The organism is Microcoleus sp. A006_D1 (assembly GCF_036702805.1).
In the GTDB taxonomy this organism is placed as follows: domain Bacteria; phylum Cyanobacteriota; class Cyanobacteriia; order Cyanobacteriales; family Microcoleaceae; genus Microcoleus.
In genome coordinates, this window is the sequence record NZ_JAUBVZ010000001.1 from 15,017 (window position 1) to 31,135 (window position 16,119).

General features: G+C 49.4%; 4 protein-coding genes. 1 reads left to right on the plus strand and 3 read right to left on the minus strand.

Translation table 11 applies throughout. The features are described 5' to 3' along the window. Positions 1-466: 466 nt before the first annotated feature. The 3 genes from QUB68_RS00085 to QUB68_RS00095 form a co-directional block, all read right to left on the minus strand. Complete coding sequence (locus QUB68_RS00085) at positions 467-2,677, minus strand: beta-propeller domain-containing protein (protein ID WP_332988211.1); 2,211 nt, start codon at positions 2,675-2,677, stop codon at positions 467-469. Beyond that, positions 2,670-4,700 (minus strand): ATP-binding protein, encoded by a 2,031-nt coding sequence (locus tag QUB68_RS00090; RefSeq protein ID WP_332988212.1) that lies wholly within the window; start codon positions 4,698-4,700, stop codon positions 2,670-2,672. The genes QUB68_RS00085 and QUB68_RS00090 overlap by 8 nt, the downstream gene beginning before the upstream one ends. 338 nt (positions 4,701-5,038) lie before the next feature. Then, complete coding sequence (locus QUB68_RS00095; protein ID WP_332988215.1) at positions 5,039-10,849, minus strand: calcium-binding protein; 5,811 nt, start codon at positions 10,847-10,849, stop codon at positions 5,039-5,041. Between the two features lie 2,439 nt (positions 10,850-13,288). Between QUB68_RS00095 and QUB68_RS00100 the strand changes: the two genes are divergently transcribed. After that, entirely contained in the window at positions 13,289-14,968 is a 1,680-nt protein-coding gene (locus QUB68_RS00100; protein ID WP_332988217.1) for a CHAT domain-containing protein, read from the plus strand. The last annotated feature ends 1,151 nt before the right edge of the window (positions 14,969-16,119 follow it).

Genomic DNA, 16,119 nt, shown 5'->3' on the forward strand with positions numbered 1-16,119 from the left:
CCGTGTCCCTACCGCAAAATGTCGTAGCGTAGCGGGGCTCCATCCATCGCACCCACGCATAACCACCACCCAATTCATTGTAGGGAAACGGCACTGCCGTGTCCGAATTTCTTCGCGATTGGCACATAACCACCACCCCAAAAGTTGTAGCGTAGCGGGGCTCCATCCATCGCACAAATCGCACATAATCATCGGCGACACGGCAGAAAAAGAGGAGACGGCAGTGCCGTGTCCCTACCGCAAAATGTCGTAGCGTAGCGGGGCTCCATCCATCGCCCGATCGCATAACCACAACCCAATTCCTTGTAGGGAAACGGCACTGCCGTGTCCGCATTTCTTCGCGCTGAGCACATAACCACCACCCCAAAAGTCGAATCGCCCTCTGAGGATATAATCATCGGCGACACGGCAGAATAGGAGACGGCAGTGCCGTATCCCTACCGCAAAAAATCATCGCAAATTTGTCTCAAACATCGCCCAAATCCCCCATTCCCTCCAAACGCAGGAAATGCACCCGACCCAACGCATCCCCCGCTACAACGGTCACTCCATCAGGCGCAAAAGCACAGCCATTAAACGCACCATCTCCGCTGAAACTAGCAACCTCTTTACCTGTGAGCAAATCCCAGATTTTCAGGGTTCTATCATCGGAAGCGGAAATCGCTGTTTTACCGTCTGGTGCGATCGCCACTGCTAGTACCCTGTCACTATGACCCCTGAGAGTTTTCAGTTCCCGCCCTGTCTCGGTGTCCCAGATTTTCAGGGTATTATCCCATGAAGCGGAAATCGCTGTTTTGCCGTCGGGTGCGATCGCCACTGCTAGTACCACGGAACTATGACCCGTGAGAGTTTTCAGTTCCCGGCCTGTCTCGGTATCCCAGATTTTCAGGGTTCTATCCTGGGAAGCGGAAATCGCTGTTTTGCCGTCCGGTGCGATCGCTACTGCAAATACTCTACTATGACCCGTGAGAGTTTTCAGTTCCCAGCCTGTCTCGGTGTCCCAGATTTTCAGGGTAGAATCCTCTGAAGCTGAAATCGCTATTTTTCCGTCGGGTGCGATCGCCACAGCACTTACCCAGTGACTATGACCCGTGAGAGTTTTCAGTTCCCGACCTGTCTCGGTGTCCCAGATTTTCAGGGTTTTATATGAAGCGGAAATCGCAGTTTTTCCGTCCGGTGCGATCGCCACTGCTAGTACCGAGTTAGTATGACCAGTGAGAGTTTTGAGTTCCCGACCTGTCTCGGTGTCCCAGATTTTCAGGGTTTCATCATCGGAACCCGAAATCGCTGTTTTTCCGTCGGATGCGATCGCCACTGCACGTACCCCGTCACTATGACCCGTGAGACTTTTGAGTTCCCGACCTGTCTCGGTGTCCCAGATTTTCAGGGTATGATCCCATGAAGCGGAAATCGCGGTTTTGCCGAGGAGTGCGATCGCCACTGCTTCTACCCCGGAACTATGACCCGTGAGAGTTTTCAATTCAAAACCTGTCTCGGTGTCCCAGATTTTGAGAGTATTATCCTCTGAAGCTGAAATCGCGGTTTTTCCGTCCCGTGCGATCACCACTGCATTTACCCAGCTACTATGACCCGTGAGAGTTTTCAATTCAAAACCTGTCTCGGTGTCCCAGATTTTCAGGGTTTTATCATTGGAAGCCGAAATCGCTGTTTTTCCGTCCCGTGCGATCGCCACTGCTTTTACCATAGAACTATGACCCGTGAGAGTTTTCAGTTCTGAACCTGTCTCAGTATCCCAGATTTTGAGAGTATTATCTCTAGAAGCCGAAATTGCTATTTTTCCGTCGGCTGTGATCGCCACTGCATTTACCGAGGAACTATGACCGGTGAGAGTTTTCAGTTCCTGACCTGTCTCGGTGTCCCAGATTTTCAGCGTATTATCCTGTGAAGCCGAAATCGCGGTTTTTCCGTCGCGTGCGATCGCCACTGCTTTTACCGTGGAACTATGACCCCTGAGAGTTTTCAGTTCACAGCCTGTCTCGGTGTCCCAGATTTTCAGGGTACGATCCTGTGAAGCTGAAATCGCGGTTTTTCCGTCGCGTGCGATCGCCACTGCTTCTACCCCGGAACTATGACCAGTAAGAGTTTTCAGTTCCCGGCCTGTTTCGGTGTCCCAGATTTTCAGGGTATCATCCCATGAAGCAGAAATCGCGGTTTTTCCGTCGCGTGCGATCGCCACTGCCTTTACCCAGCCACTATGACCGGCAAGCGTCCGCAGCGCACCTTCATTTGCCCGCTCTAAATTAGCCTTCAAAGGTCGCAACCAAGGACGATATTTCGACTGCTTTGCTTGTCCCAGCATCGCCTGAATCAGGGGCATTTCAAAATCTAACAACCTCCCCCATAAATGCTCTACCAGTTGCGTTTTATCCTTCTCCAAAACGTGCGCTGACTTGCGAATTGCCCCTTGAATCAATCTCAGACTTTGACTCTGCTCATCCGACAGCAACACATCAGAAATTCTCGCTAAATCGTAATCCTCAATCAGCGCTTGCACCCCCAACAATTCCAGTTTCGCCTCAATGAAATCGAAATCAGTTAACAACTCGTGGAAGCGTTGCCCTTTACTTCTCTCTGCTAGCCAACTTGGCAGAGTTTCCAGCATATAACGATGCTTTTCCGCCGATATTCTCGCCAATCCATCTTTTAACTTACCCATCGCCGTACAAATCTCTCCACATATCATCTTCCAAATCGTCGTCTATATCTGACAGAGACACCCCAGCTTTTTTGACAGCCTCCTGACTGTGGAGAAACTTCTGAAAACTAGCATGATAAATACTGTATTTCGGCGGCTTCTCAATGCTGGGCCGCACAAATCCCTCCCACCCATCCAACACATCCTGTACATCTAATTGATCTTCCTTAGCAAAATCCGCCAACAACTCGCAGGATACAGGCTTGCGAGTTCTGCTCAACACATAGATGACTTTCAGCTTGCGACGGCGCGACTCTTTATCCTTTACATCCATCCGATCCAAGTGCTTGTAATAATATTTCTCCAAACCCGCAGGTAAATCGTTCAAATTCACATCCCGATACGTGCCGCTGTTAATCTCCTTCAACACGTAGCGCAAATACATAAAATTGTTCTTGCTTCTTTCAGCAAGCACCCTCACAAACTGTTCCAGACTTAAATTTTGAGGTTGAATCCAATTCTCAATCCCCGCCGAATTCCTAGCCACTTTGTGAATGTAAGCCTTGACATCTTCCACACTTTCAGCATTGTGCTGCATCAAATCAAACAAAACGTAATTGTCATCTTCCGGCATCGGCAGAGATTCCGGTCGCTTCGAGACAATAAAATAAACATTATCCGGCAAATTATTCGGCAAATAAAGCACATTGCTGCCGCTACTTTGCAACTTCAAATCAGCTTCATCCAGCGCATCCACCACAAAAATCAACTTTTTGCGATCGCCCAAATTAGCGCTAACTTCCTCCAGCAACCTGCCCAGAAAGTTGCCATTTTCCAGCGCATTTTCCGGCAGTTGCGGGTACTTTTGTTTCAGATGAAAGCCTTCAATTAACTGAAGGCAGGCATTTTCCAGAAAAGTTTTGGCGCTGACAATGCCGTCAGGTTGCGAATTGAAGTGGGTAACGCAGCGTCGCTTAAACATCTCCACCACGCACTTTGCCATAATTGCGCTTTTCCCGACACCCGGTTCCGCTTCTAAAACAAAATAGCCCTTCGGATTTTTCCGCAAAAATTCGTTAATTGCCTCAAACACAAATTTGCGGCCGGTAAAGTCTTGAATTCTGTCCTGAATAATCGTCTCGGACTTCAAAGAAATCGGCAAACTCGGCGCAGCAGCATCGATAAATCTTTGCAGCAATTCCCGAACCTGCGCCAATTCATCCAGCCGCGCCATCACTTGACACATTTGTTCTTGAGTTGCCACAGCCTCCAGTTTTTGCAGAATTTCCACATTTTGCAGCCCTAAACTTTTGAGTTCCCCCAAAGCAGTTTCGTGCAGCTTCAACAGCATCGCCGCAAACTTTTTCCCACCTGTCTCTGCATCGTGTTTCAGCACTTCGCGAAACGCTTTCGGGAAAGTTGCGTGCAGTTTGTTCGCCATAAATTCCACGATTTCTGCATCCAAGGATTTGCCCTCACTGGCTGCGAGTCCGTTGCAAAAAATCCCCCAATCTTCCGGTGTCAATCCAGTCGCCCGATCGAACTCCTCAGCATTGCCGGAAAAAATCTTAGTAAGTTCGTCTTCAGAAATCTGAAAAACACTTGACGAATCAGCACCAACTGTGTTAATAGTCAACCAATATTCAGAAGTGCGATCGGCTAATTGATCGATCGCCCTGACAGACAAATTTTTGCTAAGGGCGATCGCCTTAAACTCAGGAGACTTGGCAACCTCATTTCTCAAAACATGAGCAATCGCCTCACCCGCAGCCCTAGTCAAATCGTGGTTATCGAGAATCTTGGGATTATTAGCCCATCGATCCATTTTGCTTCCCGCTTCAGTAGCGATGATATTACCAGTAATGCCAGTCGCGAGGGCACCCACAACCGAAATTCCCAAAAGTGCGATCGGATTGCCCACTATTGCCGTCAGCGATGCAGGCCCCGTGGCGGCAAGGGCATTAGTAATAGCTTGCCCGACTCCCAACACCGCAGTGCATCCGAGAACCCGAGTTTTAACATTAGCTAAATTGGCGATCGGCATAAATTAAATATTTCTCACTTTGCCGTAGTTTAGCGCGGCGAAAGGATTGCCACAACTAGGAACCAACAAAATCCCCGGTAGGGAAACGGCACTGCCGTATCCTAATTTCGGGTAACGGGTAAAATCAACCCTGCATCGTGAAATTGCTTAAAAGGGCGATGTAATTCTCTTCCGTCCGCGCAGGCGGACATTGTTTGTGTAGATGCGGTTTCAACCGCCGTCTTCATCTACAAAAAAAAGGACACAGCATCGCTGTGTCCCTACCCGTATTTTGTAGGGACACAGCATTGCTGTGTCCCTAACCATACCCTCGATATTCAGATTAGAATTCTTGCTCTTTAGAACAAGAACAATTCAGAATTACCAGAAACTCCCAAATTGACATTGACAGTAGCAAACAAACTGTTGCCACCAACCGTAGAACCGTTGCTATCGTAATACAGCTTAGTAGTATTAGCTACACTATCGAAGAGAGCAATAATCGACGGCGAAGTCAAGCTTGACTCGATCGCACTGACAGTAGCAACAGTGCTGCTGTACCGGTAGAAACTCGAAGTCAAAACCCCAGCTCCCAACCCGGCAAAACCAGCCTTGTCAAGGTTAATTACATCATCGACAATGCTGTAATCCGTAATGATATCGCCGCCACCAGCAGTAGTTCCGGTGAACACAAACACATCAGCACCAAGCCCGCCGCTGAGAACATTCGTTCCCAAACCGCCGATTAAAGTGTCATTCCCTGCGCCACCGTTGAGAGTATCGCTACCCGCGCCGCCGAAGAGACTGTCATTACCAACGTCGCCGGAGATGCTGTCATTACCAGCGCCACCGTCGAAGATATCAGCACCCGAGCCCCCGTTCAAAATATCGGAGAACTCAGTGCCAGTGACGTTATTAGCAGTTGAATTTCCGGTAAATAAGACAGGAGTGGTAAAGTTGTAACCGCCAACACCAGAACCGAAATTGTTAACTCCGCTTGTCGGGAAAGTACCCGGATTAGTGATTAAATTGACAGTGCTACCTGAGTTGGTAGAAGTACCAGCCGGAGAATTTGCGATCGTCCCTGTAAATACAAAGTCCGCAGTTCCCAAATTAAGAGCAGCAGTACCCAGATTCGCAATCAGTGTCGAACCGTCCGGCAGCGTACCATTCGAGTCAAACACCAACACTGTTTCGTTCGACGCATTCGTAAATGCGAAGAAACCAGCACTGGTTGAATTGCCCAGAGCCTTAGTTTGCGCCGCTTGCACACTCGCATAAGTTCCGCCAGTGAAAATCACCAACTCTTTCCCAGTAATGTCAGGAGTTGAACCCGTAATACCGTCAAAGTTAGTAGAAGTCAAATTGCCGAAAGCGTTAGCTACGAACTGGAATTTGTCAGTTCCGAAGGTAAAGTCAGTAATGCTATCCGTGCCTTCGCCGGGAGCATTGTAAACAAAGATATCCGCACCAGCACCGCCAGTCAGAACATCTGAACCGCTGCCGCCTGTGAGAATATCTGCACCGCCAGCACCGTCGATCGTATCGTTACCAGCGCCACCGCTGATGGTGTCAGCAAATTCAGTACCGATGACGTTATTAGCGCTGCCATTTCCGGTGAATAAGACAGGTGTGCTGAAGTTGTAACCCCCAACACCAGAACCGAAGTTGTTAACCGCGGCTGTCGCGAAAGTACCCGCATTTGCAGCATTTAAATCGACAATGCTACCTAAGTTAGTAGTAGTTGCAGCAGCCGGAGCCGAGCCTAGCGCACCTGTAAATACAAAGTCCGCAGTTCCCAGATTGCTAGCAGCAGTACCCAAGTTGGCAATAATTGTCGAACCGTCTGCGATCGTACCATTCGAGTCAAACACCAACACTGTTTCGTTGGACGCATTAGTAAATGCAAAGAAACCAGGAGTTGTAGAACTGCCCAGAGCCTTAGTTTGCGCCAATTCCACACTCGCATAAGTTCCGCCGGTGAAAATCACCAACTGTTTGCCAGTAATGTCAGGATTTGAACCGCTGACACTGACAAAATTAGTAGCAGTAAAATTGCCGAAATCCTTGGCGCTAAACTGGAATTTGTCAGTTCCGAAGGTAAAGTCAGTAATGCTATCCGTGCCTTCGCCGGGAGCATTGTAAACAAAGATATCCGCACCAGCACCGCCAGTTAGAATATCTGAACCGCTGCCGCCTGTCAGGATATCTGCACCGCCAGCACCGTTGATCGTATCGTTACCAGCACCGCCGCTGATGATGTCAGCAAATTCAGTACCAGTGACGTTATTACCGCTGGCTTTTCCGGTGAACAACACAGGTGTAGTGAAGTTGTAACCGCCAACACCAGAACCGAAATTGTTAACCGCGGCTGTCGCGAAAGTACCCGCATTTGCAGCATTTAAATCGACAATGCTACCTAAGTTAGTAGTAGTTGCAGCAGCCGGAGCCGAGCCTAGCGCACCTGTAAATACAAAGTCTGCCGTTCCCAAAGTCCCAGCAGCAGTACCCAGATTCGCAATCAGTGTCGAACCGCCCGCAGTCGTACCGTTCGAGTCAAACACCAACACTGTTTCGTTCGACGCATTAGTAAATGCGAAGAAACCAGCACTGGTAGAATTGCCCAGAGCCTTAGCTTGCGCCGCTTCTAGAGAGGCATAAGTTCCACCGGTGAAAATCACCAACTGTTTGCCAGTAATGTCAGGAGTTGAACCGCTAACACTGACAAAATTAGTAGAAGTCAAATTGCCGAATTCGCTCGCGCTAAACTGCAATTTATCAGTTCCCGACTTAAAGTCGGTAATTTTATCGCCGCCTTCTTTAGTTGTCGTGTAAACAAACAGATCCGTACCGCTGCCACCGCTGAGGACATCGGCACCGAGGCCGCCGGTGATGGTATCGTTGCCGTCGCCGCCCTTGATGGTATCGTTAAAATTGCTGCCGACAATGTTGTCATCGCCTCCTAAACCATCGAAATTAACGGCGGCCGGATAAGTGCCGAAATTAAAGTTGTCAGGGCCGGCAGTACCGACAGGAACATTTAGCGATGGGCCGGTGAAGACAAAGTTCTTGACTTGCAGGCTAATTTTCACCGAGAAACTGGTGACAATTTCAAAGCGCGCCCCAACAGAAAATACCACTACGGAACGGCCCGTAGCGGCATCTGTAAACTGACAGAAAACAGGCGCGTCCATGTTGCCGCCCAAAGCTGCAAACCGCGCTTGCAAAGTGGCGATGCTGGTAACGGTGATATCAGCGCTGAAGTCGAGCAAGTTAGCGCTGCCGATCGACCCAACAACAGAAGTAGCAGTAATCTCCAGTCGGCTCAAGCTAGAAACGCTGAGATTAGCAAAAGCAGCCGCAGACAACTCTAAAACATCGTCATCGACATTAAAGTCAGTAATTAAGTCAGCTTCTGCAACAGTTGTAATCTCTTGGCGAGAAGTGCGGTAAATAAAGCTATCTTTCCCGGCACCCCCAGTTAGAGTATTGGTTCCAATGCCACCTTCGAGCGAGTCATCGCCGTCATCTCCGGTTAATTTGTCATTGCCAATACCGCCGGTGATTTTGTCTTTAGCCTTACCCCCGACGATCTCGTCATCGTCTTCGCCACCGTCGAGATCGTTATCGCCTTCGCCGCCTTTAATTTTGTCCTTGCCTTTGCCGCCGATGATTTTGTTTTTGCCCTTACCACCTTCGATATCGTCATCGTCATCGCCGCCGTCGATATCGTTATCGCCGTCGCCACCTTTAATTTTGTCCTTGCCTTTGCCGCCGATGATTTTGTTTTTGCCCTTACCACCGACGATATCGTCATCGTCATCGCCGCCGTCGATATCGTTGTCGCCGTCGCCGCCTTTAATTTTGTCCTTGCCTTTGCCGCCGATGACTTTGTTTTTGCCCTTACCACCGACGATATCGTCATCGTCATCGCCGCCGTCGATATCGTTATCGCCACCGTCGCCGCCTTTAATTTTGTCGTTGCCTTTGCCTCCTTTAATTTGGTTTTTCTTGTTACCGCCTGTAATGTCATCGTCGCCGTCGCCGCCTTCGATGTCGTTATCCAGCGCGGCCGAACCGACAATAACTTGAGGCCCTGTATTGCCAGCAAACTTAAAGACATTTTGCTCGATTTTCAAGCTAAAACGCTGGCCGGTGATGACGCTTGTGCCTTGGCTAACTTCAAAACCAAAATTAGCCGCACCGATAAAACCTGTTGTTGCTTGGAAAGTTAACAAACCGAGGTCAATGTCTGCTTGAGTGAAGGTAACACCGATTGCTGTTACTGCGACTCCCTTAAAGAATAGTTGCCCAGTTTTAGTATCAGGGATCTCGGTTAGCTTGAAGACTGTGCCGCTAGCACCTTGTTGCCCGCCTCCAAACCGCAACAAGTCAGAAGTAATAGTTTGCTGCTTGCCGTCGGAGCCGACAGTTAGGGGATTATTAGCTTCCACTCGCGGGGGAATCGGCCTCGGGGCTGCAACTGGAGTTGGAGTTGGAGTTGGAGTTGGAGATGGAGAGGAACCATTAGCTCCCAAAAAGTCGCTAGCATCGAGAATCGTGGCGCTGACATTCAACAATAGCGCCAGCACAAAGCTGTTGCTGCCGCGAATTTCGGTATTGAGTCCGACTTGTACAAAGGACAAGCTGCTAAAGTTCAAGTCGCCAAACAGCAGAAACTTGTCGCTACCGTCTGTGTAGTCACTGATAACTGAACTGTTTGGAGTTGTACGGTTGCTCATGACAAAAACGTCATTTCCAGCACCGCCAACACAGGTATGGTTGCCAGTACCGCCGACGATCGTATCGTTGCCGGTATTGCCCATCAGCGTATCGTTGCCGTCGCCGCCGCCGACAACGCTGTCGTCGCCGTCGCCGCCGTCTGCCATGTCATTGCCGTCGCCAGTAACAAGAGTATCGTTGCCGGCACCGCCCATCAGCGTATCGTTGCCGTCGCCGCCCATCACGCTGTCGTTGCCGTCGTCGCCCATGCAAACGTCGTTGCCAGCACCGCCCATGAGCGTATCGTTGCCGTCGCCGCCCATCACGCTGTCGTCGCCGTCGTCGCCCATGCAAACGTCGTTGCCGGCACCGCCCATCACGGTATCGTCGCCGGCACCGCCCATTACGCTGTCGTCGCCGTCGTCGCCCATGCAAACGTCGTTGCCGGCATCGCCCATCACGGTATCGTTATCTTTGCCGCCGCTAACGGTGTCGTCGCCGTCGCCGCCGCTAACGGTGTCGTTACCCCGATCGCCCCTGACGATATCGTTGCCTTCGCCGCCCTTGGCTTTGTCGTCGCCTTTGCCGCCGTAGACGGTATCCTTGCCGGCGCCGCCGTCAACGTCATCATTTCCGTCGTTACCGTACACTACGTCATCGCCGTCATCGCCGTTGCAGGTATCGTTGCCGGTGCCGCCAGAAATAGTATCGTTGTCTTTACCGCCATAAACCTTGTCGTCGCCGCTGCCGCCGTCGCAGATGTCGTTACCGCGATCGCCTCTTACTTCGTCGTCGTCATCGCCGCCCTCACAATCGTCGTCATCTTTACCTCCGTAGATTTTATTTTTTTTGCCGCCCTTTCCTTTGATTTTGTCTTTGCCTTTTTTGCCGTAGAGCGACTGGTTATCACCTGTGGCGACAATTAAGTCATCGCCATCAGTGCCTTCGATCGTATTGCCATCGATGCCACTGTTGTCAGTTCTTTTGTTAGCACCTTCTTCGGGTACGACGTTAACTTCAGCGATTTTGCTGCTATCTTCAACAGGTTTCACGGATGTGTCGTTAGACGGGCTGACAACTGGGATCTTAGGGGTGTTGCTGCTGTTTCCGGATGCGCCGTTAGACGGATTGACAACTGGGCTCTTAGGGGTGTTGCTGCCGCTGTTTTCGGCGATCGCATTGTCAATTAACTTGACTAACCCGCTGTCGGAATTGAGCGCGGTGGCGCTGCGGAAATTCGTGAGTCGATCGAGATCGCTGGCTGATAGTCCGAGCTCTGCTTCGCCGTCTTCGAGGGCGGCGGGCACAGGACTTGTTAAGTTTGCATTTGAATTCGGCATATTTGACCCGGTAGACGAAGTGGTTTTTGTCATCTCAGGAATTGCAGTTTGAGGGCGATCGGGAAAAATTGTTCCCAATACATTTCCTAACAACATTTCTTCTGCCATCTTTGATTTTTTCCAAAAACGGCTGAGTTTCTTAGATTCAGTTTATCACCTAGCATCCGGCAGCAGAAGATGAAAATTATCACTTCGTACTTGCGCCTGCTAGATGGGATACTATTCACCTTTCTGTTATAGATGCTATTTAAACTGCAAGGGGTTATTTCGCTGGTCTTGCGAGTTCGATATTCGGCTATTGCGCACTCAATATAACTGAGCCGCTACTTATACTGCAAGCGCTGCGCCGAAGCGCACCTCGCTTTTGATGTTCTACGTAATTTCTACAGTATCCTGCACCGAAGTGCGACAGTTGTAGATTTTCTACGTAATTTCTACAGTGTATTAGCAGAATCTAAACTCGCCACTGACAACTTCCACATAACTACCCAAAACCTTTATCCCCAAAATTTTACCCTTGCTTTTTCTGCGATCGAGCCTGGGTGCATTGAAGTTTTTTAACACTCCCAGATTCGCCAAATCCTTCCCTGACTTAGGATTAGAATTCTTTCTGTAAACGACTGCACGCTGTTAATTTTAGTTCCCGATGATTAATTAGAATTTTAGATTTTTCGCCCGGGCAAATATTTGGCTTATTTTTTATTTACATAATTTTAATTCGCCGATCGACCAGGCGATCGAACTGAGCAAAAATATTTTTTTTAGCTTTTACCACTAATTATGCAAAAATGAATCTATCTCAAGACAGATTATAAAATTTAGCAACGAACAGAAATCAACGCAGAATTTGTGTTTGCTTAAAGTTGGCAGCTCGATCGGCATTTTGAGCGGGAATGACTCACGGCTAGCCAGAGAAAGGCGGTTTCTTTGTAGGTGTCTGGTTGCCTTTCCCCATATTTCTGGGAGCAACTGGCTCGACCCGGCTTAGTCTTTTAGAGAATAAAAAGTAATCCTGCGTCAGAGAAATGAAATATTTTAGATCCGCTGTATTGGGGAGCATCTCTTTGGGAGTGTAAAAAGCATTTTTTACTGAATAGCAAGCTTAAAATGTCTCACTATAAGAACTGGCGCGCTTGCCGTTGTATTGTCGCCAATATTGGCAGATTCACTCGATTATTCGGGCGGAATTTGAACTAAATTTACACCCAGAAACTAGAGAAATATCCTGATGATTTTATGTTGGTCTAGCAGACACAATAAAGGTTAGGTTTAGTCGCGAATCAGAGTATTTATCAAAAATATAGCAACCGCAACATCGGTGAGGACATATAGCAGTGGACAGTTGACCAGTGGACAGTTGACAGTTGCAGAATCAGGAAATTAAACCGTTTAGGCTATGGGTTAGGAAGCTCTATTCATGAGGTTATTTATGTCCTCAACGCTGTGGCGATTGCTATAAATAACCGGAATTAATAGAGCCGATACCCTTCATTCAGTTGACCGCTCGACAGTGGACAGTTGACAGCACTTGACCTAGAAGTCGGAGGATTGGAGTAATGAATAGTTTTTTTTTAATTTATCCCGATCAGGGTTCCGGCTTTAAACCAATTCTTTATGGTCAAGCATCAATGGTTTGATTCGGGTTATGTAACTGTCGAGCGGTCAACTGTCGAGCGGTCAACTGTCGAGCGGTCAATACCCGTACTGCATCAATGGTTTGATTCGGGTTATGCAACTGTCAACCCTTCGACTGCGCTCAGGGCGAGCTGTCCACTGTCCACTGTCCACTGTCAACTGTCAACTGCTATACAACGATGATTGCCGATCGCCGCTGACGGATGACCCCGCCCAAAAACGGATACAAGTTTCCGAGACTCAGAGAGTGGATATCTAAAAATTTTAGAGTCTGGTTGGAGTTCCCAGTTTAGATCTGTGGAGTAAATCGAAAATTGAAAATCAAAAATGCCAAATCGACTGACTGATCAGGGTAGATGGCTTACGGATGAGGAGCGGGCCCTGACCAATTAATTAATTGACACAAACTCCAGATTGCTGTTGGGGGGGGTGGTGGTAAAGGATAAGCGCCAGGAGAGAGCTACGGATCGGCCTCGGAAAAATTTTACTCAACTTTGCTTTCGATATTGCCCTGAAATCGCTTGGGGAGAGCCGAAGTAATTTTAATAAGAACTAGAGATCCGCCTGGTAAAGTGCCTCCTATTAAACTTTACTCAGCAACGATCAACTCAAGTTCGCGATGAACGTAAAGGGGTCTGCGGTAGAGGTGCAAAATGTTAAACATAGCAAGATTGGACAAAATTCGGCTTTCACTAAGCCAGAGAGCAATCAAAACTAATAAACTGTTATTAAAGTACAATTTTTATACCCTCAAAGTGTTTGAACTAATATATTTGAGTCCGGCGCTCGCCCGATCGGGGGAAGCGCATTCAGAAACTTTCATTCAAAGAGTAAAAAACAGTTTGTCGGTCGCTATTGCTAGCTGCAAAAACGCAGGCAAATTCAGAATTGAAGCGGGAGGGCGCTAAATCGGTGAGCCAGGAATTTAAACTCTCAGTCACCCCAGTTGGGGACGACGAATATCTAGTGCGGACAGAAAGGGTTGCACCCGGTGTACCCCTAGCAGAACAACAAGTCCGCTGGCCGATCGATGAATGGCTGGCACTGTCTGCTCAACTGATGAACGACCCGCTGGTGGGCGCGATCCAGGGAAAAGCATTACAGGGAACCAATGCAGCAGGTGGCGGACTCTCGCGCTCTCGAAACAATTGTGCGCCTTCTTTAGTAGCTCTCGGACAACAATTGTACGGCGGACTGTTTCAAGGAAACTTGCGCGATAGCTGGACTTGCGCTCAAGGCATTGCCCAGCACCGCCGAGAAGTGCTGCAACTTCGCATCGGGCTCAAAGGTCGGCGCTTGCCGCGGCTGCCGTGGGAAGTTCTGCACGCGGGCGATCGCCCTTTGGCAACCGGCACCGATGTCGTGTTTTCCCGCTACCAACCAGGTACAAGTTTGTTCAAACAAACCCGGATACTGCCCAGCGGTGGCCCACTAAAAATTTTAATGGCGATCGCCTCTCCGAGCGATCGAGATAGCTTGCAGCTTTCGCGAGAAGTGCTGCACCTGCAACAAGAACTGCAAAACCGCACCGCCAACCCCCTCAAAAACAGCCCCCATGCTCCAGAAATTCAACTGACAATTCTCGAACAGCCCGATCGAGAACAGCTTACCCAAGCCCTAGAACAAGGACACTACCAAGTCCTGCACTACGCAGGCCACAGCAACTTAGGTTCCAGAGGCGGCGAGCTCTACCTAGTCAGCAGGCGCACCGGCTTAACCGAAACCTTGAGCGGTGACGATTTAGCAGGATTGCTGGTCAACAACGGCATTCAGATGGCAGTGTTCAACTCCTGCCGCGGCGCCTACGGCGACCCCTCAGACATCGGGGACGACAGCGCGGAACGCAACTTAACCGAAGCTCTAGTCAAGCGGGGCATTCCGGTAGTGCTGGCAATGGCAGAAAGCATTCCCGACGATGTAGCCCTAACTCTGACGCGACTGTTTTACCGCAACCTGAATCAAGGCTATCCAGTCGATCTCAGCCTGAGTCGCGCCAGGGCCGGACTAATTTCTGCCTACGGTTCTCACCAGTTGTACTGGGCTTTGCCCATTCTCTACCAGCACCCGGACTTTGACGGCTATCTGACTGGCGCCCCAGCTCAAAGCGCGCCATCCGGGCTAGGGGTGCAAAATTTAATCGTGCCGGGAACGCCGCCTACAGGCTCGGGTACAGAATGGAAGGCGCCGTCTTCGCTCTCGGCGATCGCCCCCTACCCGCCCATCCGGGCCAATCGACCCCAGGAGTCAGACAGCGATGACGGCGAAGTCTGGGAATATTTTCCCGACCAATTAAAAAATCGCAGGGATTGGGTGAACCAGAGCGATCGACCTTGTACTGCTAATTCACCGAACTCTATTCCCGATAGTCAGTCTTCGGCGATCCAAGCAACTCGCGCCGCTGCACCGACTCAGAAATCGTTAACAAAACCGGGATTAAAAAAATATCTAGCCCTGACGCTTTGCTTGTTACCTGTTGCTAGTGCTGGCTTTTTTGGGTGGCGGCACTGGCAACACCGAGGCACGAAACCGGAAGAGTTACTGCCGGCGGTACGCACTCCCCTGTCGCAAAATTACTTGCAACAGCGCCACTAAAAGCGATCGCCCAAAAAGTTATCAAAAGTATGTTGCTCGATCGCCAGGAGGACTTACGAGAAAGAATTGGTTTAAAGCCTGTCCCTTGTAGGGAGAAATTAAAAGCAGACTATTCATTGCTCCAATCCTCGGACTTCCAGGTAGAGGTCGCCCTCAAGCAGTCAACCCAACGATCGGCTTGGGGGGCAAGCTGTCAACCCAACGACCGGCTTGGGGGGCAAGCTGTCAACTGTCACAGGTCAACTGTCAACTGTCAACTGCCAACTGCCAACTGTCAACTGTCAACTGTCAACTGTTAATCCCCCTCACTTCTTCTGAGCATCGGAGCGTCCCATCGGCAGAACATCACAGACAATCTTTGGCTGGCGCCGCAGCTTATGCCCCTGAATGCGGCGGCAGGATGTTTCTGCTGCGGTGCGGGTGCTTGTCGGATTTAAGCTATAGCAATCGCCACAGCGGTGAGGACATAAATAACCTCATGAATAGAGCCTCCTAACCCATAGCCTAAACGGTTTGATTTCCTGATTCTGCAACTGTCAACTGTCCACTGTCAACTGTCCACTGCTATAACACCCGTTCAACGAACAGGTGAAATTTGCTGCAATTTTTACCGGATTGCCCTCCGGGAACTGCGTTCTGTGCCAGTTATAGCAACCGCCACATCGGTGAGGACATAAATAACCGGAATGAATAGAGCCGATACCCGTACGGAATCAATGGTTTGATTCGGGTTATGCAACTGTCGAGCGGTCAACTGTCAACTGTCAACTGCTATATATGCCGAGCACCTTAATAGAAGATTGCGCCTGGGTGTTTGGCGTTTTGAGGGGATTGGCAGCCCGAAAAACAGGGTTTATACTATTTTAGATTTGAGATTTTATATTTTTGATTCAAGAATTGGGAATGACTTATTCCATAAGGGTTTGGAACACGGGCCTACAGTTGGATTCTTTTTGTAAACTGGGTTTACAAGTAGCTGGCAGCGGCATCTAGAACAAGTGCTGCCTCGCGTTGTTGAGGTAAAATTTCACCCACCGCGGGTAAATGCTTTCGGCAGATTTGCAGCGGTTGCGCTCTAGGTATTTCCATTCATGGCTGTCTTGATTTTTACGTTGACCGCAGACAGGAGCGGGGATTGGTGAATGTAGGGA

Bases quoted from the DNA above. Each gene is read 5' to 3' on its own strand.
- QUB68_RS00085 (WP_332988211.1), bottom strand. From the start codon at position 2,677: ATGGGTAAGTTAAAAGATGGATTGGCGAGAATATCGGCGGAAAAGCAT.
- QUB68_RS00090 (WP_332988212.1), bottom strand. From the start codon at position 4,700: ATGCCGATCGCCAATTTAGCTAATGTTAAAACTCGGGTTCTCGGATGC.
- QUB68_RS00095 (WP_332988215.1), bottom strand. From the start codon at position 10,849: ATGGCAGAAGAAATGTTGTTAGGAAATGTATTGGGAACAATTTTTCCC.